This window comes from Mycoavidus cysteinexigens (genome assembly GCF_003966915.1).
Taxonomy (GTDB): domain Bacteria; phylum Pseudomonadota; class Gammaproteobacteria; order Burkholderiales; family Burkholderiaceae; genus Mycoavidus; species Mycoavidus cysteinexigens.
Map to the genome: position 1 here is coordinate 1,735,134 of NZ_AP018150.1, position 18,632 is coordinate 1,753,765.

Annotated in this window: 23 protein-coding genes and 1 tRNA gene; 6 read left to right on the forward strand and 18 right to left on the reverse strand. The window is 48.2% G+C overall.

Annotated elements, in window-relative coordinates; genetic code table 11:
* The first annotated feature begins 41 nt into the window (after positions 1 to 41).
* A complete protein-coding gene (rpiA, locus tag MCB1EB_RS07235; protein WP_045361738.1) occupies positions 42 to 758 on the forward strand; it encodes a ribose-5-phosphate isomerase RpiA in 717 nt (238 codons plus the stop codon).
* Positions 759 to 807: 49 nt separating this feature from the next.
* On the opposite strand, the gene MCB1EB_RS07240 is transcribed toward rpiA, so the two are convergent.
* Positions 808 to 1,611, reverse strand: coding sequence for an outer membrane protein assembly factor BamD (locus MCB1EB_RS07240; RefSeq protein ID WP_045361737.1), 804 nt, complete (start codon positions 1,609 to 1,611; stop codon positions 808 to 810).
* 17 nt (positions 1,612 to 1,628) lie between these two features.
* Between MCB1EB_RS07240 and MCB1EB_RS07245 the strand changes: the two genes are divergently transcribed.
* The 4 genes from MCB1EB_RS07245 (at position 1,629) to MCB1EB_RS07260 (ending at position 4,415) form a co-directional block, all read left to right on the forward strand.
* Positions 1,629 to 2,759: an RluA family pseudouridine synthase gene (locus tag MCB1EB_RS07245; RefSeq protein WP_045361734.1), complete on the forward strand. Its 1,131-nt coding sequence runs from the start codon at positions 1,629 to 1,631 to the stop codon at positions 2,757 to 2,759.
* Positions 2,760 to 2,773: 14 nt separating this feature from the next.
* Positions 2,774 to 3,613 carry a peptidoglycan editing factor PgeF gene (gene pgeF, locus MCB1EB_RS07250; protein ID WP_126353946.1) on the forward strand — a complete coding sequence of 280 codons (840 nt, stop codon included), beginning with the start codon at positions 2,774 to 2,776 and terminating at the stop codon, positions 3,611 to 3,613.
* A gap of 63 nt (positions 3,614 to 3,676) precedes the next feature.
* A complete protein-coding gene (gene phaR / locus MCB1EB_RS07255) occupies positions 3,677 to 4,231 on the forward strand; it encodes a polyhydroxyalkanoate synthesis repressor PhaR (protein ID WP_045361731.1) in 555 nt (184 codons plus the stop codon).
* Between the two features lie 93 nt (positions 4,232 to 4,324).
* Positions 4,325 to 4,415, forward strand: a tRNA-Ser gene (locus MCB1EB_RS07260).
* A 790-nt stretch (positions 4,416 to 5,205) separates the two neighbouring features.
* On the opposite strand, the gene MCB1EB_RS07265 is transcribed toward MCB1EB_RS07260, so the two are convergent.
* The 15 genes from MCB1EB_RS07265 to MCB1EB_RS07330 form a co-directional block, all read right to left on the reverse strand.
* Positions 5,206 to 7,893 carry an NACHT and WD40 repeat domain-containing protein gene (locus MCB1EB_RS07265; RefSeq protein WP_052393570.1) on the reverse strand — a complete coding sequence of 896 codons (2,688 nt, stop codon included), beginning with the start codon at positions 7,891 to 7,893 and terminating at the stop codon, positions 5,206 to 5,208.
* A 300-nt stretch (positions 7,894 to 8,193) separates the two neighbouring features.
* On the reverse strand, positions 8,194 to 8,568 hold the full coding sequence (locus MCB1EB_RS07270; protein WP_052393569.1) for a DUF1828 domain-containing protein: 375 nt from the start codon (positions 8,566 to 8,568) through the stop codon (positions 8,194 to 8,196).
* 36 nt (positions 8,569 to 8,604) lie between these two features.
* Positions 8,605 to 9,675, reverse strand: a complete 1,071-nt coding sequence (locus tag MCB1EB_RS07275; protein ID WP_081953432.1) for a tyrosine-type recombinase/integrase — start codon at positions 9,673 to 9,675, stop codon at positions 8,605 to 8,607.
* The gene (locus tag MCB1EB_RS07280) at positions 9,656 to 9,934 is read right to left on the reverse strand and encodes a DUF4224 domain-containing protein (protein WP_045361631.1); all 279 of its coding nucleotides are present in this window, start codon (positions 9,932 to 9,934) and stop codon (positions 9,656 to 9,658) included. The genes MCB1EB_RS07275 and MCB1EB_RS07280 overlap by 20 nt, the downstream gene beginning before the upstream one ends.
* Before the next feature lie 9 nt (positions 9,935 to 9,943).
* Positions 9,944 to 10,246: a hypothetical protein gene (locus MCB1EB_RS07285; RefSeq protein ID WP_126353947.1), complete on the reverse strand. Its 303-nt coding sequence runs from the start codon at positions 10,244 to 10,246 to the stop codon at positions 9,944 to 9,946.
* A gap of 43 nt (positions 10,247 to 10,289) precedes the next feature.
* Positions 10,290 to 10,493 (reverse strand): hypothetical protein, encoded by a 204-nt coding sequence (locus MCB1EB_RS07290; protein ID WP_126353948.1) that lies wholly within the window; start codon positions 10,491 to 10,493, stop codon positions 10,290 to 10,292.
* Positions 10,486 to 10,809, reverse strand: a complete 324-nt coding sequence (locus MCB1EB_RS07295; protein ID WP_126353949.1) for a hypothetical protein — start codon at positions 10,807 to 10,809, stop codon at positions 10,486 to 10,488. The genes MCB1EB_RS07290 and MCB1EB_RS07295 overlap by 8 nt, the downstream gene beginning before the upstream one ends.
* A 17-nt stretch (positions 10,810 to 10,826) precedes the next feature.
* Positions 10,827 to 12,170, reverse strand: coding sequence for a 2-hydroxycarboxylate transporter family protein (locus MCB1EB_RS07300; protein ID WP_081953431.1), 1,344 nt, complete (start codon positions 12,168 to 12,170; stop codon positions 10,827 to 10,829).
* Between the two features lie 56 nt (positions 12,171 to 12,226).
* Complete coding sequence (locus MCB1EB_RS07305; protein WP_045361724.1) at positions 12,227 to 12,508, reverse strand: hypothetical protein; 282 nt, start codon at positions 12,506 to 12,508, stop codon at positions 12,227 to 12,229.
* Positions 12,509 to 12,591: 83 nt separating this feature from the next.
* Positions 12,592 to 13,089, reverse strand: a complete 498-nt coding sequence (locus MCB1EB_RS07310) for a siphovirus Gp157 family protein (protein ID WP_045361721.1) — start codon at positions 13,087 to 13,089, stop codon at positions 12,592 to 12,594.
* 7 nt (positions 13,090 to 13,096) lie between these two features.
* Positions 13,097 to 13,738: a hypothetical protein gene (locus MCB1EB_RS07315; RefSeq protein WP_045361719.1), complete on the reverse strand. Its 642-nt coding sequence runs from the start codon at positions 13,736 to 13,738 to the stop codon at positions 13,097 to 13,099.
* Positions 13,726 to 14,406, reverse strand: a complete 681-nt coding sequence (locus MCB1EB_RS07320; protein WP_045361716.1) for an ATP-binding protein — start codon at positions 14,404 to 14,406, stop codon at positions 13,726 to 13,728. The genes MCB1EB_RS07315 and MCB1EB_RS07320 overlap by 13 nt, the downstream gene beginning before the upstream one ends.
* Positions 14,407 to 14,642: 236 nt before the next feature.
* Complete coding sequence (locus MCB1EB_RS12050) at positions 14,643 to 14,789, reverse strand: hypothetical protein (protein WP_161566200.1); 147 nt, start codon at positions 14,787 to 14,789, stop codon at positions 14,643 to 14,645.
* A complete protein-coding gene (locus tag MCB1EB_RS07325) occupies positions 14,786 to 15,715 on the reverse strand; it encodes a hypothetical protein (RefSeq protein WP_045361712.1) in 930 nt (309 codons plus the stop codon). The genes MCB1EB_RS12050 and MCB1EB_RS07325 overlap by 4 nt, the downstream gene beginning before the upstream one ends.
* A 48-nt stretch (positions 15,716 to 15,763) precedes the next feature.
* Positions 15,764 to 16,075 carry a hypothetical protein gene (locus MCB1EB_RS07330; RefSeq protein ID WP_045361709.1) on the reverse strand — a complete coding sequence of 104 codons (312 nt, stop codon included), beginning with the start codon at positions 16,073 to 16,075 and terminating at the stop codon, positions 15,764 to 15,766.
* 102 nt (positions 16,076 to 16,177) lie between these two features.
* On the opposite strand from MCB1EB_RS07330, the gene MCB1EB_RS07335 reads away from it, so the two are divergent.
* Entirely contained in the window at positions 16,178 to 16,576 is a 399-nt protein-coding gene (locus MCB1EB_RS07335) for a CCDC90 family protein (RefSeq protein WP_045361705.1), read from the forward strand.
* Between the two features lies 1 nt (position 16,577).
* Here the strand turns inward: MCB1EB_RS07335 and MCB1EB_RS07340 are convergent, their stop codons facing one another.
* Both MCB1EB_RS07340 and MCB1EB_RS07345 read right to left on the reverse strand, forming a co-directional pair.
* Positions 16,578 to 17,408, reverse strand: a complete 831-nt coding sequence (locus tag MCB1EB_RS07340) for a phage antirepressor KilAC domain-containing protein (protein ID WP_081953429.1) — start codon at positions 17,406 to 17,408, stop codon at positions 16,578 to 16,580.
* A gap of 487 nt (positions 17,409 to 17,895) precedes the next feature.
* Positions 17,896 to 18,576, reverse strand: coding sequence for a S24 family peptidase (locus MCB1EB_RS07345; protein WP_052393566.1), 681 nt, complete (start codon positions 18,574 to 18,576; stop codon positions 17,896 to 17,898).
* Positions 18,577 to 18,632: the final 56 nt, after the last annotated feature.

Below are 18,632 nucleotides of genomic sequence, written 5' to 3' on the forward strand. Positions count from 1 at the left end.
AATTCCCTGATTCTTTTAATTCTTTTTCGGTCTATGTCAGCATGTCCCAGGACACCTTAAAACGTCTCGTTAGCCAAGCCGCCGCCGATTACATACTCACCCGCATACCAGAAGGGGCTGTGATCGGAATTGGCACGGGCTCAACCGTTAACTATTTGATTGACGCTCTGGCTAGCCACAAGGTATTCAACGCCCGCTATCATGGCGCCGTGTCGAGCTCAAATGCGACCACTGCGCGGCTTAAAATGCATGGGATTAAAGTATTGGATCTCAACGACATCGAAACCCTGCCTGTCTATATCGATGGCGCGGATGAGATCAATCATCACGGACATATGATCAAAGGCGGCGGCGGGGCATTGACGCGTGAGAAAATCATCGCGCAGGTCGCTGAGATCTTTATCTGCATTGCAGATGCCTCAAAACGCGTTAATACATTGGGGCACTTCGCGCTACCGGTTGAAATTATACCTCTCGCGCGCGCCGCACTCAGCCGCAAATTTCTCGCCTTAGGCGGCAGACCCGTATTGCGAACTACAGCAAATGGCGCACCTTATTTGACAGATAATGGCAATCAAATTATTGACGTGCACGGCTTGCAGATCACCGATCCAGTCACGCTTGAAGCAAAAATTAACAGTTGGCCAGGTGTGGTGACAGTTGGACTTTTTGCCAAACGTCCTGCAAATTTATGCTTATTAGCCAGCGCAACAGGCATCGAAATGATTGAATACGGCCCTTGCCCCCAAGCATCATAAACCTGCCACAATCAGCGTAGGACCGCTAGCGCTAGTCTAATGAATAGACTCAATTTAACGCTCTAACCTTTAACTTACTGCGCTCATCTTGCAGATAGCGGCTGGTTGGAAAAGAAGCCTGTAATACGCGTTCTGCATCGCTAGCGAGTTTTGTTTGCCCAAGCGCTCGATAGGACAGCACGATGATATGCAAGGCATCTTCAGTGGCAGGAGCGCTTTCATATTGCTTAAGCGCCGTTTGCGCGCGATTCACGGCGGCAAGGTAAGCACCGCGCCGGTAGTAGTAATGCGCAGTATGGACTTCGTGAGCCGCCAGGGCATTGACAATATAACGCATCCGTTGCGCCGCATCCTGTGCATATGGGCTCTGGGGGTAGCTCTCAACGACTATTTTGAAGGCGTTATATGAATCACGCATCGCCTTAGGATCACGCTCACTAATATCTTGCCGGCTAAGGCGACCGAATAAACCGAGCTCGTCATTAAAATTAATGATGCCTTTTAGGTAGTAAGCATAAGCAATCTTTGGATGATTCGGATGCAATTGAATAAAACGATTCACCGCCTGCAAAGCAGCCGCTGTTTCGTTATCTTTCCAGTTGCAATAAGCGACATTGATTTGAGCTTGCTGCACGTATTCGCCAAAAGGATCTCGTCCTTCAAGCGCTTCAAAATATTTTGCGCAGCGTGCCCAATCGCCGCCGGTTAGCATTTCCTGAGCCTCCGAGTATAATTTTTCATTCGACCAGGTTGTTGTTTCATCAATTTTTTCAGGCAAACCGCTACAGCCAGCCAGAATGGCCGCGATACTTCCTAACAAAACAGCTAACTTAAATTTATTCAACACTTGCATTCGCCTTTTCAATCTCAATGACTCGTTTTCGCGTAGAAGATTATAGCCCAAGCCCCGACTCTACCGCTGCATTTGCCACAGATATACGCGCCCATAGTGCATCCGCGCTGGATTCAGAGTCGGCCGAGTTGGCCCCAACAGATGAGCTGCCCTATCTGATGGCGCAGATTCCTGCCGAATTGGCAGGCGAGCGCCTAGACAAAGCACTCGCCCGCCTCTTTCCTAATTATTCGCGCAACCGTTTACAAAGCTGGATAGAAACTGGGCGGGTACAGATCAACGGCAGCCCCGCCCAGCTCCGACAAGCCGCTCCACTCGCAGCCTCGATCCTCATAGCGCCAGAGCTATCGCCTGAAGCAACCGCCTTTACGGCTGAGCCGGTGCCGCTTGAGATTATTTACGAAGATGCAGCGCTGGTCGTGATTAATAAACCCACTGGACTTGTGGTGCACCCAGCCGCGGGCAATTGGCGCGGCACCGTGCTTAACGGACTTTTACACCGCTATGGCAAAGCTGCCGCCGGACTGCCGCGCGCCGGCATTGTCCATCGCCTCGACAAAGATACCTCTGGCTTAATGGTGATTGCGCGTACGCTCACTGCGCAAACGCACCTAATCCGCCAACTACAAGCGCGCACCGTTAAACGTCGCTACCTTGCATTCGTTTGGGGTACGCCCAACGCACAGGGCACGATTCACGCCCCAATCGGGCGCGATCCACGCAATCGGATCAGAATGGCGGTGGTATCAGAGACAGCCGGCAAACCTGCGTGCACCCATTATCGTAGAATTGCAAGCGGCAACCTAGCCGGCCAACCCTTCGCGCTCATAGAGTGCGACCTTGAGACTGGACGCACGCACCAAATCCGCGTGCATTTAGCCCATCTTGGGCATCCTCTCATCGGAGACCCGCTATACTGCAAAATGGCCCACTATACTCAGTTGCTCGCCACCACCCGCGCGGCTGGCTTCGCGCGGCAGGCGCTCCACGCCTGGCAACTCAAATTAAAGCATCCGCTAAACGACCTAACATGTGCCTGGCGCGCACCTGCGCCGGCTGATATTTTGCTGCTTGCAAACGCACTAGGTCTAACCTCCGCCGTGATTAACGATACAATTGAAGCCGAGGAGTTAAATGATAACGACTAAAAACACCCGCTTACATGAATACAGACATCACTGGACATGCGCCATTATCGCTAGCGGATTGCCTTACGCCGAATTGGCCTGTCGCAGCGCGTGTGCGCATACTCTTTACAACACGGGCGGGCGGCGTCAGCGCGCCACCTTATGGACTAGTGCAAAACGGGACCGAATCCGCGGGGGGTCTCAACCTTGGCCTGCATACCGGAGATGAAGCAGCATGCGTAGCCGAAAATCGCAAACGACTCGCCACTCTCACTGGGACCCATATCGCCTGGCTTGAACAAGTTCACAAAGCAGACGTCATACGCGCAGAAATCGCCATCAATGCCCGTAACCCTTCACACGCAGATGCTAGCGTCACAGCACAACCCGGCATTGCCTGCGCCATCATGACGGCAGATTGTCTGCCCGTACTCATATGCGACCATGCCGGTCGCGCAGTGGGTGCCGCTCATGCCGGTTGGCGCGGCCTTGCCGCTGGAGTACTAGAACGCACAGCGGCTGCAGTGGCGGCATTAACAAGCCCGTACGAAGAGCTCTATGCATTTCTTGGGCCCGCGATTGGCCCTCGCACATTTGAAGTGGGCGACGATGTGCGCAATACTTTTTTAACGATGGCCACCGCTGCTGAGAGCAGCGCCACCGCCGCCGCCTTCCGACCTTGCCCGCACCTATCTGGAAAATATTGGGCCGATCTATTCGAATTAGCGCGTTTACGGCTGATCCGCGCTGGCATCAAACAAATCAGCGGCGGTGCCTGGTGCACGGCATCGGACCCCACTCATTTTTATTCATATCGGCGGCAATCGCTGACTGGAAGACAAGCGGCGCTAATCTGGCTCGAGCATCCAAGCTAAGATAAGTGGCATATCCGCGTAATTTAGTGAATACTATAAAAACTGTAAGTAACAAGAGTAAAAATGACCAACGAAAAAAACCTGCGCATAATCAAAAAATACCCTAATCGCCGCCTCTACGATACACAAACGAGCACGTATATTACGCTAGCCGATGTGAAACAACTGGTGCTAGACAAACAGGTATTTCAGGTAGTAGATGCAAAAACCAACGAGAACCTAACTCGCTGCATCTTGCTGCAAATCAGCTTCGAGGAAGAAAGTGTTGGCACACCCATTTTTTCTCATGAAATGCTACTGCAGCTCATTCAATTTTACGGCCACCCTATGCAAGAAATGATCGGCAGCTACCTGCAAAAGAATCTGCAAGCTTTCGTCGACATTCAGAACACATTTACCGAACAACTAAAAGACCTTTACGATAGCAGCATCTCTGCCGACATGTGGTCCCAATTTATCAATATGCAAGCCCCTCTAATGCAAGCGATGATGACAAGCTATCTTGAGCAATCGAAAAATTTATTTATACAAATGCAAACGCAAATGCGGGATCGCGCAAAAGATATGTTCAACGCGTTAGCGTTCCAACCACAATTTAACGCCGACCACGAAAACTAAAGCCAAAAGAAATAATAAATTAACGCAGTGCACGCGTTGTTCTGATAAAATTCATCCTCTTTGCCGTTGTTCATCGGCGATAAGAAGTATTTAGGAAAGGTGGCAGAGTGGTCGAATGCGCCGGACTCGAAATCCGGTATACTGGTCCCCAGTATCGAGGGTTCAAATCCCTCCCTTTCCGCCAATACCCTGTGTTTATAAGGTTTTACAGTTTCACCCCCCCGCTTCTGCGCCGGTTTTTGCTTCGTTCTCCCTCTCTTGATGCCTTGTTTGGCCTCATCATAAAAAGACGTGCGCCGGTCTTTTGCTTCGGAATGCGTTATTTATTCTGTTGCGTGGGCGGGCTTATCGCAGCGATAAATACAAGAAAAAAATATTTGGACTAAGTCGGAGCTTGAGATGATTTTTTATCGTCTTGTACCTTGCTGTGGAGAACAGCAGAACAAGCCCAAGCGGGGGAAATTTCTAGATGTTTTAAATGGGAAACCAACTAACCTGGTGGCCTTCTGCGCCGCTACAATGCTGCTTTTGGCATCTTGTGCTACTACAGCGCGGCTGTTACCGGCAGACCTCGCTAAATCTGAACGATGAGCCCACCGGCATTTCGCTTTCTGAGATTGCCGAAGTCAATGCATTTAACGCCAACGTCTGCTACCAATGGCGTGAACAAGCACTTGGATTAAGAGCTTTCTATCGGAAACTACAACATATACAAGCTATGCCTTAGCCCTTCTCGCAATCCATTGAAATTACAGCTTTACACATACTGTAAAGATACAAATAGATGCCCCTATAACCCCACTAGCTGTCTGCTATAGCGAGAGCCAGCGATCCGACCAATCTTTCTATCGGTGATTAAAATTTCACTAGCGAGCATCGAAATACTCCATACAGGACAATTAGAACACTGTAGCCAGATCGCTTCACTCATTACAAACGGTGCTTGCACACTTTCATAATCTAACGCTTCTGCTCTAAAATGTCCTAGAATTGTCAGAAACTATCTGATCTCCTTGCGGTGAATACAAGATTCTATAAACACTACCGCTATGACTCCTTGATACATCCTGCAGCAAATCTCCAGTATCAGCATCCCATACCCGTACTTCGCCTTCCACGCCAACAGAGGCAATGCTAATACCACTAGGCAAATATACAACGCTCCTAATTCCTTCTGCATGTCCTTTTAAGGTGCGTATAAGCTCTCCGTTTTTCACGTCCCACACACGCACCGTCTTGTCAGAACTCCCGGAGGCCAGTTGTGCTCCGCTCGGCGAATACACTACGCTCGAAACACTATCAGTATGGCCTTCTAAGGTCAGGCCAGCGGCTCCACTTTCCGCGTCCCACAGACGCACCGTCTTGTCATCACTCCCCGACGCTATCTGAGCACCACTCGGCGAATACACTACGCTCGAAACACTATCAGTATGGCCTTCTAAGGTCAGGCCAGCGGCTCCACTTTCCGCGTCCCACAGCCTTACCGTCTTGTCCCAACTGCCCGACGCAATCTGTCTACCGTTCGGCGAATACACCACGCTAGTAACATAGTCGGTATGTCCTTCTAAGGTGAAACAAGCGGCTCCGCTGTGCGCGTCCCACATACGTACCGTATTGTCAGAACTCACAGAGATAATCTGAGTCCCACTCGGCGAATAATTTACGCTATTAACAGAGGAGGTATGCCCTTCTAAGGTGAAAAGCCGTTTCCAATTCGAAGTATCATATACACTAATCCGGCCATTCCTGAGGCCAATCGCATAGGAGTTCACACTCGGTGAATACGACGCGCAGGACTCCATCTTACTCTCTGCCTTTAGAAACGGCCTCTCGCCAAACTTGGCGCCTTCCATCTGAACATCAATTAAATTGGCCTTGTTTAACCATATGCTACGAAGATTAACCTCCCTTAAATCTGCCCCTTGCAACTGAGCATGATCGAATTCACCCCCTCTCAAATCTGCACCCCGAATCCGGATTCCTCTTAAATCAGCACCATTAAACTGTACCCCCGCTCTAACCAATACCGTTATCGCATTTGCTGCCCCTACAGTCACAGCATCAGAATCTTTAGAGGCTTCTATCCATGCATGCAAATATTTTTTAAATAAAGGATGTTGCCCGATCCGCTCTACTAAGAAGTCGAGAATGAGCGGTTCATCCACCAGTAAGCACTTATTCAGCTCCGCTTTGACATCAGGTACTTTGCTGCTAAACTGCCGTCCACAGATCGCTCGCGCAACTAAATAATCTTGAATTGATTTATGGATAAACCGATAGTATTGTCCTCGATGAATAAGCGGTGCATTAAAAAGCAATAAACGTTTTTCCGCATCATCTTCAAAATAGGCTCGCCACGCTTCAGGAACAACCTCACCATTTTCAGGTTCATAAAACGCTTGTATTAAGCCCTCTTTGGTAAGCGCAGTAGCCATCTTCTGACTAGCTCCAAGTCCCTTCGCAGTTAGATGGAGTCTGAGTTTTTCTAGCGCTTTCTTCTCTTCATCCGTCAATTTAATATGCTGCAACCGTACTTCAGAACGACTCCACCAACGCGAGACATATTCATCATAAAGCGCAATACGAGTAATAGGCGCTGTCGACTCATTTTCAGTTAAGTCAGGTAAAAGATCGAGCGCCATCCTAAGTAAAAAAGGACGGCGTATCGCTTCTTTTAACGTGGGTAACCTATTCAGCGCGGCTAAATACCGATCAAAATTCCAATTTTGGTGCCCAGCATGCCGAATATAATTTTTAATATAGGCTTCTATCCAGTTATCTGAAATCGGCGAAATCCAGTATTCTTGCAGCGCACTGGTTTGACCACGTTTCTGAAACTGGCTGCTATATTCCTTTCCAAGATACTCCGGGCGAGAACTAATAATGACCTTTGCATTCCAGCGGTCTAGCCTATTATGCGTATAAAATGCTTGAGAGCGATCTTTAATTTCATCAAAACCATCTAAAATAAAGATGCACCGCTTTTCTTTTCGGAGTGCATCAATAGCGCCTTGCGAAAATTTTTGCTCAAGTAAATAGCTCTCAATTAAATCCTCGCAGGAGGGGTTATGTTCGGCAAGCGCAATAAAAAGCGGGAGGGGGGCATCTTTTTCAGAAGATCGCTGATATTCTTCCCAGAGTGTGCGCGCTAAATATTGATTAAAGGTGGATTTACCGGAACCCGCCTCACCTAGCAGTAAAAGCACTTTTTTCTCGGATGATAAAAAATCGCGTACCTTTTCTATTAAAGCAAAAGATGCTTCGGCATGTGCACTCTCCTGCCCTTCACAAGGAACATATAAAGCGAGGGCATCTCTCACGACATCGACTTCTTCGAGAGCATTCAGGTACGCTACTTTTAATTCCTCAATATGCGTGCCTAATTGCGCCAAAGGTTTGTAACGCGCGGCCTCTGCATGGACATTCAACTTTTCAAATATCAACTTAGTATTTGAATCGGAAGCCGTTAAGAAAAAGTTTGTTGTGACTGTGTGACTCTCTCCATAGAGTTGATTGCTCACCACACAGTTTTCGCTGGCTTGCACAATGCTCTGCCCATCTCCGCTCGCTTGCTCATGAATTGCTTCAATCTGTGTCCGCAAATTGGAGGGCGTTAACGCATTGGAAGTTTGGGGGATTTTCGAACCTGAAACGGGCAACATGCTCACTACTCCTCTGTATATTTTGTATTTACTTGTCTCTGAATACACGGTTAACAATCCAGCTTCACCAAATACCCCAGCTTCAAAGCTAGAAATAAGCAACGCCAAAATTTTCGAAAGTATTCGAAGCTTTCTTAGCGTAATTCTATGTCAAATTTGCCTCGGATATCTCATGCTTAATTCGCCTTAATAAGGCATAAAAACCTCTAATTTGAATATTGAGCTGAATAAAAACTCTTGCAGTGACTCGTAATACTCACAGGCTTTTATGATGCGGCTTTCGTTCCAAGCTCTGTCGCGCTAAAAGAAGTGATTCACTGCTAGAATGGCTTGGATGAGGTCATGTGTACGCGCTGCAAAATTTTCTTCATCCGTCCTAACCTCCAAACAATTCGATACTTGCACCACACTGAAACCCTTCAGTAGGGTTTCCAATAAACGCTTGCGGTGCGGCGTATCAATATGACAGCCTGATTGAGCCAGGTCGTTCAGCGTGTAACCGTCATCGGTCAGTATCCAACCGTTATCCTGCTGACGTAGGTAAATTTGAATATAATCGTTATGTCGATCTAAATACGGCGTGGTGATTTCAACCCAGTCTCCGATTTTGCGCCAGGTCGTCTTGCATTTCAGCCATTCGTAATAGCCGTTAACTAAATCGTTGCTGAAACTCATAAAAATAACCCTCGATCAATATGCGTCACCGTGCCTTTATTTCGTCGGCTCAACTTTCTCACCTCGGCGATTGCGCACATAGTGTTCCGTCATCTTGATACTCGTATGACCCAATTGCTTTTGCGCTCGACGAATATCTCCCGATAACTCCGCCTTATCTGTCCCCGCTTTCGCTCTTAAATCTCGAAACTGATACTCTGCTGCACATAAGCCCGCTGCTGCTCGCGCTCCCGCAAACATCGCTTGCAGCGTCTTTAACGCGACTCGCTCTCCTAACTCATTCACCACCAAATCAATATGCCCTGTGTGGTGCTCTGCCTTTCTCTTTAAAATGCGATCCAGCGTCTTTTCTAGATAACCAGTGATCGCTATCCTCAGTTTCGTCTTCGTCTTGTTTTGCTGCACCAGCAAGCAGCCTTCTTTGATATCTTGCTCGGTCATCTTTAAAATATCCGAGGGGCGCTGACCCGTTAGATACGCCAAATCCATCGCATCCCGCAATGGTTGCCGCGCTTTTGCATAAATCGCATCATATTCACCATCCTCGATATATACGCTGCGACCATCTTCTCGGTAGCCCTTGATCCCCAAACACGGATTCGGCTGATCCGTATAGCCCCATTCCCTCGCCTTATTCCAGATATGCGAGAACAATGACTTCTCTCGATTCGCTCGGATCTGACCTTCGGTGCCCTTGACTGCCTGGCCGGCCTCTTTCAGTTTTCTGATGGTCTCTTTCACTCGCCAATCTAAAAACTGGCGAATATGGATCGGTTTGATCTCATCCATTAACGCCGGCGGATTATCAAAAAATTCCAGCAATTTAACCAATTCCGCCAAATTGTCTTTCTGCGTGCGAGGCGCTTTCGTTGGGACCACGTCTTGTCTATATCTTTGTGCTGCATGACGAAACGTTACCCTGACTCGATCCTCCAATTGGTTTTGACTATCCAGCTCACTCCACTTTTGCAGCGCTTCTAGATAATCTGGCCCCAGCGCGATCTCCTGTCTCGAGGAATGGCCCGTGTCGTAGTAATAATAGGTTTGCCCGCTACGCTGTACCCTCGCTCGCATCCGCGGCGGTAAATTAAACGCGGTTTGGCTCATCTTTTACCTGGATCGCTAACTTTGGTTGCCAACTTTTCGCTTTCACTTCTTCTGACCGACCCTCTACCGCGGCACGCGTCACAATCGGCCGACCTCTCTGGTTCATAAAAAATACGATCTCCTGCTCTTTTAAATAGGCTTCTTGCCTTTCGTATTTACTCGCCTTGCGGGCATATGCGGTTCCCGCTTCCAGCGTCTTGCCCCGCCTGATCCCTGTCAGCTCATCCACTTGCGCTTCGGTCAAAAAAACTTCACTCATTTCCACTCCTCAGCATAGGCTGGAGCGTTGATCGGACTCTTCTTCAGAAACCCAAAATTGAGGTTCCAAATCGTATCCCACCTCAAATACTCCGAGGCTTGTCCCATCCTCTTTGAAGATTTGAATTGAAATAGATTCATTCCATTCCCAAGTTCCCTCACTTTCTGAGTAATAATTCCCTGCCACCTCTCTGGCTACATACTCGGCATCCTCTTCACCCCAACTTGACTCTAAACAATCCGCATCTTCAAATCCCCAACGTTTATCCACAATATATTTATACGTCGTCATCTCTTTTCTCCATTCATTCATGGGGTTTTACTGCTTACCGTTGGCATTTGCATGAAGCCAGGTTTCATACGTCATTCCATTGTTCGTCCGTCAGCTCGGAGCGTGGATCAACATAGCCGTCCACACGGCAGCGCTGTTGGGGCAGCAAAATCGATGCAGGGGCGCGGGGCCGCACCTCCGCGCAGCGCGGACAATCAACCCCGTACTTCGCACGCCGCGCATTCCTGTCATCCCTCATCGCTCTGAAATCTTCACCCATATCACCCATGTGACCTCTCCGTCTGGTTCGTTGAATCTACGCTTTTATTTTTTGGATAAATACTAAAATGGGTTATCCGTTTTTTATAAACTCCAAAAACACCTAGACTTAAACCATCCTCTTTAAACACTTCAATAACCATTTCACCCTTTCCACTATCCGCCCACCAAAAACTCTCCGAATCAATATGCTCCGCTGCTGCTCGCACTAAATCTTCAACCTCATCTTCATCTAGCTTCGATTCAAAACCATATCCATCTTCAAATCGTTCGCCATAGTTCAGCACCGCATATCTATAACGCTTTGCACTTTCTTGGCTCTTCATGATCACTTTTCTTTAAATTAATTTTGGTAAACGCTAAACATCATCAGCGCAATCACTATCGTGAGCGCTCCCCCCATACGCGTCGCCAACTGCGCAAACGGCATCAGGTGCATCCGATGCGCTGAGGTCAAAATCGCCATGTCCCCCACGCTACCCATCCCGCTATGGCAAACATTGATAATGGCGCTTTCAATTGGATTTAATCCGGCCCAACGACCTACAATCAGACCCACCAGCGCCAACGTCAGCACCGTCACCACAATCGTGATTAAATAAACCGGCGTTAAAACGCTAACCAGGGCTTGCCAGGGCGTCAGGGTTAACCCCATCCCAAACAAAATCGGATACGCGGCTGCTTGGGTAAAAAAGTGGTGCATCAGATACGCCCCTTCTTCCAGTCCGGATGAAAGCGTCACCGTGAGTTTGATCAGGACCGCCAAGCCCAGCATCACCAACGGCGCGGGCCAACCGGTCAATTGATGTACCAAAACCCCCACCATATAGAGGCTCAAAGCCACCATCCCCACCGAGGCCAACGACTCCATCAAAGCGGCGGGTGTTGAATCGGTGGGCCGGCTTTTTAAATGCCCTGCGGACAGCTTTTGACCTAGTTGGCTCAGGTCCGAGTTAAGCTGCCCAAGTCGATGCAGCACCCCCGCACACGCTACCGCCGTCAGATTCCCCAGCACGATCGGCGGCATCACCTGCGCAAACAACTCGGGCTGGGACGTCTGTAAAATCGCCGCATAGCCTAGGGTCAACGGAATCGCCCCCTCACCCAGGCCACCGGCCATGATCGGAACCACAATGTAAAAAAATGTGTGGTGTGCGCTCAACCCCAGCGCCATCCCCGTCAGGGTACCCACGATTGTCGCTGCAACAGAACCCGCAGCCAGTGGCACAAAGAGTTTCACGAAACCTTTAATCAAAAGACCTCGCTCCATACTCAAAATACCGCCCACCACCACCGCAGCCGTAAACAGATACAGGATATTCGTGTTCTCCCAAAATGCCCTGATCGAGCTTTCCAGCTCCATCGGCATCAGTTCGCTATGCACCCAATACGACGGCAGCAGCACCGTCACCATCACGGGGCCGCCCAAGTACCGCAGAACCGGTATATGTTTGCCGATCTCTGCGCAGCTAAACCCTAATACCGCCACGACCGCCAACATCACCGAGAGTTCTCCGGGTACCTCACCTAACGCGATAAAGCTCAGAACGCATAGCCAAATCAGCCCAAACACCGGCAACGGAATCATCCCAATAGGCCTCCTCGCCTGCTTTTGCAAACTCACTCGGGTTTGTATTGAACTCAGCCAGCTTTGGCAGCGCTTGGCGTAATGTATGAAATTCTGCATTTCAACCTCCAATCAATGACTGCTATCAACTTGTGTGAAGTAATCCGGGTGTAGGTTTATTTATCGTCTTCTCTTGATGACTCAGCGTCGAGGAGTTCTAAACCCTTGCCGCAATATTGACAAAAAACCACTCGATTCTCTATTGGCCCGCCTTCAACGAACGACCAAAGTTCGCCGCATGAACTCCGCCATGTGTTTCGCTCGTTATCCTCACGTTGCCATTCACATGTTTCAAAACCTTCGTTTTTTAGCGCCAGGAGTAAATCTTGTTTCAGTCGCAATAAATCACTGACCGCCGTTTGCAAGGTCGCTTTGAAGTGATCCGTTGGGTGTGTCATGGCATAAGTCCTATAAGGGTCTTTTGAAAATGTCCCGGCTTTTAACCTTCTCAGGCACGGCCGCCGGGCAGCCTCTGGGGAAATTATTTAATCTGCAACGACTGACCGCTAACGCTACGGGCGCCAGGTACACTCAAACCCTCTTTGAGCGCTTGCGCAATTCGTTTCTTATCCGGACGGCTCTCAGGGGTCGGGGTGACCCAATAATCCCTCGGTAATGCTTTTTCGTCATCAATCACAACTGCGGCTGGGTTCTTTCTGACAGATACGGTAAAGTAAGGCATCTCTATTTTTAGCCGGCCTGCATGGATAAGGCTGTCTTTCAAATATTCGCTTAACCATTCTCGGCGGCTGGTAAAACGTTGAGCGCGCTCTTGAATACGCTTAGCCTCTGTACTGGCTCTTTCTTCATGACTCTTTAGCTCCCGTATCAGCTTGGCAAGGTTTTCAGCTTTCGTATCCAGCCCACCCGCTATCGATTCGAGCGTGTCTGAAAGCGTTTGCTCATCCAGATCAAGGTCCGTTAATTTGTCTGCCGCTTCCCGATATTCAGCAGCAAGGATGTAAAGTGACGTTTTCATATTGACCTCAGAAAGGAATGTCGTCGTCCATATCGTCAAACTGATGGCTAGAACTCTTCGCCACAACATACGGCGCATTGCCTGACGATGGAGGACTTAAATGCTTTAGCGGTCGGTGCTTCAGCTTTCGAACTATTTTCGCAAGCTGCTCAGGCTGCCCTTTCTGATCCAGTATCTCCGACGCCATCAAGTCACTTTTCGCATCAAAAAAACCTACGGGCGCTACCTTTATGCCGATGCTGCCATCCTTTTTTTCATACTCTTCCGTGTCCAATAGCACACCGATTTTCTGATCCGTCAACTCCGCAAAAACCTGAGCAGGGCTTGAGATCATCGACTGGCTTGACTCGTCCCATTTTTTCGCCGAGCCAGGAATCGCTTTTATATTTTTCAAGCGCAAACACACCATTAGCGCATTCAGATGTTGATAGCCGTACAGTTCCTTGCTCTGTGCATCCAGTATCCACAGCGTAAAACTTCCCTTTTGCCTCTCCTGAGTTTCAAAGGTGAATTTAATTCCTTGTGATCCTTTTTTGCTGCTGGTCACGTGCTCGGCACAAATAAAGGTCCCAATATATTTGCCAGGTTCATTAATCCACGAACTCAATTGCTCGGCTTGTCGTGCTGCATTCGTATTTAATTGATACATCGTGTTTCCTTCGGTTGAGTCTGAGGGTTCAGTGCGTAAAATTCCGTAATCGCCGCGTCAATCATCGAAAGATCGTTTTCGATCAAATCGCTGCTAAAGAGATCAATCGGGGCTTTGACCGTATCGGAACCGTTATTTCGGGTGGCGAAACAGTACGTTCCATCTCGTACTACGGTGCGCAAACAAATCGTTACTAGGCCATCGAGCGAGACTTTTTCATCCAGTAATTTGCCAATCGTCTTGAAGCGCACAATCCCATCTTCGGTTTGCTGCGTATGACCAAAGATGTAGACGCGCACGTCAGGGGCTAGATGAGCCGCTGTGGTGAAAATCGAATAAATATCGTTCGCCATCTCCGTAAATTTGTCATACCCTTTTTCATGCGCGCGCCTTAAAAATGCGTTTGACATCACATAGTTCGAGTCATCTATACAAATCACTTTGCGCCGAGTTTTACGCATTACGGTACAAATCTCTGCCGGAATATCGCTCACAAAAATATTGCCGCCTGGATTGTTCTCTTTGTCGTAATAGCCCCACCCTGTCGAGCGGAACGGCAATGGTTTCTTGACCGCTTGAATTAACAATGTGCTAGCCGAATCAAGCTTACGCAGCGAACTCGACTTGCCCGTACCAGGCTGACCTAAAATTAGGCAGGGAATACTCATGTCTTAATCCTTCAAATAATGAATACTGCTCTTCAAGCTGTTCTTGCCATTGTTGAAAAGGGTCACCGTCTTCCATCTTGATTTCCTCTATCAAGCATTGAAACAATGCGCTGCAAACAGGATGAAAAAAGCGATGAGCGTGCACCCAACGATCACACGCTTCGGATTGCGTTGAGCGTATTGCTCAAGTCTCTTCATCCAGCCCTTAAACCGACTCGCGCATCGATCAACCATGGCTATCTCCAATGGGTTAAGATGAAAAACATGCTTAACAAGCAGGCGATCATCGAGATAAATACGGCGCTGGCTTTGATAAAAGCCTCAATCCGATCCGCTCGTAACGCGGCGCGTAGCAACGCGTTGTCGTTTTCAAGGCGTGTCATGCGGAAAACTCTGGTAAAGAGCTATTGGCCTGCAAGTGCCGTTGCGCGAATTCGATCAAATGTCGATAGTCTTGAGTCGTATCCGAATCACCATGTTGTTCAACGACTCTTTGCAGGAACGCTTCGGAGGGGCCGCAAAAGGTTTCGTGCTTCACCTCAATCTCACCGCTACGCGCGCGATAAATGGTCAAAGCTATGCCACGGAAATGAGAAAAATCAATAAAATCCTGATCGCTCGACACTCTCGCATTGCCGGATAAGTGCGTACGGCCTGACACCTCTGCCTTACCGAATACTTGGGCTTCACCAGATACACAAGCGTGGCCCGATATGTGCGCACTGCCTACTATCTGAGCACGGCCCAATACTTGCCCTTCTCCTGATACACAGGCGTAGCCCAATACCCACGCTTTGCCCAATACGTGCGCTCGCTCTAATATCCGTGCATCCTCGGATACCCTGGCTTGCTCCAATACACGGGCCTTACCTGATACACGAGCCTCACCTGATACACAGGCATGGCCCGAGACTTGCCCTTCTCCTGATACACAGGCATATCCCAATACTTGGGCGTTGCCTGATACACGAACCTCACCTGATACACAGGCATGGCCCGAGACTTGCCCTTCTCCTGATACACAGGCGTAGCCCAATACTTGGGCGTTGCCTGATACGCGGGCCTTGTCCCATATTTGCGCGTCATCATCAACTTGGGCGTTTTCTAATACCCACGCATCCCCGTATACCCAGTAAGAACCTGAGTGACTTAAGTTGGCTTCTCGCTCTATATATCCGCCAAGATCGCCTGCCTTGACCTCGTCAAAGTCCCGCAAGGCTCGGATTCGGAAGAGCTTATGGCCTGATTCCTCGATAAAATCATCAAGGGCTAATTCGTATTTCTTTGGCTCTAGAAATGTTTCTGACATAACGTTCTCCTTTACGAAGGTTGGAATCGATGGCGTTTTTGTATGGCTTTAGCTTTCATACACAGGCAGATATCGTGCGTATTCTGTCGCTCTTTGCAGGGCCTCATCTGTCTGCGCTTGCAAAAGGCGATCATAAGTTTCAGCAAACAAAAAGGTGGTGCGTCCCTGGGCCGCATCGCGCAGCGCTTGCTTTTTAATCGAGTCGGGTAACTTCACCATCGCTTCGAGCAAATCTTCGAAAGTCATGTTTTCTTCTACTTCGTCAGTAAGCGAGCAGTAAGCCTCATCGGCAGCTTCTGACCGAGCCTGCAACCAGTCGTAGTGTGCTTCGAACTTCTGCATCAGTTGGTTTGAACTCATATCAAACTCCATGGGTAGAATTCGCCCTCGTTTGCAGCTTTTCTGGTATCACCATCACAAAGAAAATCTTGTGCTAGAATTTGGACACAGGAGATATTTACTATGGGTGCAGTTGCATTCGATACATTGCAGTTTGTTGAGACGCTTAAAGATGCTGGCGTGCCAGAGGCACAGGCGAAAGCTTTTTCTATTGCCGTAAGAAATTCACACGAGACAGCAGAATTAGCAACCAAAGCTGATCTTCGAGAATATGAATCTGCTATAAGAAATGATTTAGATAAACTCGAGACAGGCTTGCGCCATGAAGTTATAGGCGTGCGCCATGAAATAAATGATTTACGCAAAGACATGGATACCAAGTTCGTCACCTTAGAACAGCGTATGGATAACAAACTGGCTAATATGAAGTTTGAGATTGTCAAATGGATGATTGGGCTTGCTTTCGCGCAAACTGGACTTGTCTTTGGCCTCATGAAAATTTTTCCATTAATGGCTTCGTAATTCATGCTGTCGCTCCTTGAGCAAACTGCTTCTGAATCCACGTCAAACCTTTTCCAGTGATCAGAGTTCGTGCATAGATATGGTTTTCGCCTCTCGGGTCTTCATACTGCCGCTCAATCACGCGAAAGCGCCCAGCTTCAATCTGTTCTTGATACGGTAAATTGTTCGGCATCAATAAACGGCGCTCGCGCAACCAGGAAAAAAGTCTGTTAGGTCCTGTGCCGATTGCCTTAGCCACTTCTTGCACGGTTTGAGCATTGATTGCTTTTCCAACATGATCATAAAAATCTGCTTTAGGTTTTAATTCTTCCACCTGGCTTCGCAGCGCCCCGACTTCTTCGGTATACATCAGTAGTGCTGTGCGTAGCTGTTTTGGATCACTAAGCAAACTTTGCAAATCTATTGCAGGCGAATGAGTGCGGCGCTCACATTCAATGAAATACTGTCTGGCTTGCTTGCCTTTTTCGTTGCGCTCAACCATCGACAATTCTTTCGCCATTTCTAAGGTCAGGTGATATTCCTTTCGATATTTGGTGCCGCTGAATAGCTGCTCCCCAATTTGGGTGAGCAGGTAATCTTGGTTGTCAACAAAGCCATATTGCACAATGCGGCCCTTAATCCACGTAGAAAAATCTTTTCTGATGCCTAAAAATGCGTACAAGTCACGCGCATTAACTGTCGGCACATAAGCGCCTTTAAGTTCGCTAGGCTTAATATCCATCAGCATGTCTATTTGACTTTCTGTTCTGTTCTTTTGATGAGAATTAACGTCAGGACTACTCGAAGCTCCTGCAGCAGTGAAACGAACGTTAGTATCGAATGTTTGGCCCATTTGTCTGTCCGTAAAGGTGACGATGAGTAAATTTTAGCTAAGCTAAATTATTTGTCAATAGCTAAGCTAAACATTTTAGCAAAGTTGTTTGCTATCCGAAATAAAATTCGATAAAGACTGCCGAGGAAGACTGAGTACAGTAAAAATACAGGTTCTATGCTGAAGTAGTTTTTCGAGCACCAGCCATAGCTCCGACAAGTAAACTCTACTTGAATTTCTACTTTGAAACCCCTGCTTTCACGCCTGATACCGCGCCCTGATGGATGACGAAAGTATCGATATATACGTCTTAAGATTTAAGGTATTGTAGGAGTATGGTAATGGGCTTGGCTTACATTGGCGATGCGCCAACTTTGCCTTATAGTTCTTAATTTACTACTTTATTCCTCAATAAATTTGTTGGCTTAAACCGCGGTCTCCATGCGATGGGAAAGAATTTATAGATGAAGAAGCGGTGAAAAGGACGTTAAGCAAGCTCAATTTATTGTCACAACCTATTGTCGTTCCAGACAGCACGCCCCACAATCATCGTACGGTCATCTGGCGGCAATACCTTGTCAGGATGCACAGCCTTGTCTGAATTGTCACTGCGCATGATCCATGTCTGCGCACCAATGTTTGGATGGTAGTCCCAGATCAAACGCTTCAGCACCAAACCTCCGTCCGGCGTACAGATTGCGTACACCTTTCCATCTTTTGGCGTAATGTCAGCGATATTGATTAGTACCAAGCCTCCATCCTGAATAGTCGGCCACATACTGCCACCAGCAGCATAGATGATACGCGCCGCTGCTTCTGATACACCCAAATCACGCAATGTTGACCTTTCAATGGCTAACCTACCTTTTAACACTACTTGATCGACGAAGCGCCCTTCTCCACAAGCAGCTGCAATATCCAAATGTGGAATAAGAGCAAACTCATCGTCTGTCGCAACGCCGACATCCTCTTTCAAGCTTCGCGGAAAGGACACTTTGCCATCCATCCAGCCAAGAGCAAGACCAAGTGTCATTTCAATATGGCGAGCACCCGCATCACCAATCATCCTGTGACCACTTAACCACTGATGAATTTGAGACGGCGACCTCTTGAGAGCACGCGCCATCGCGGCTTGGCTCCCACCAAACCGACTTTTAAGAAGTTCTTGGAGAATAATTTTTCTGTCCATGCTACATATATTAAGCATTGCTATAGATAGCTTGGCTATTGACAAATTATTTAGCT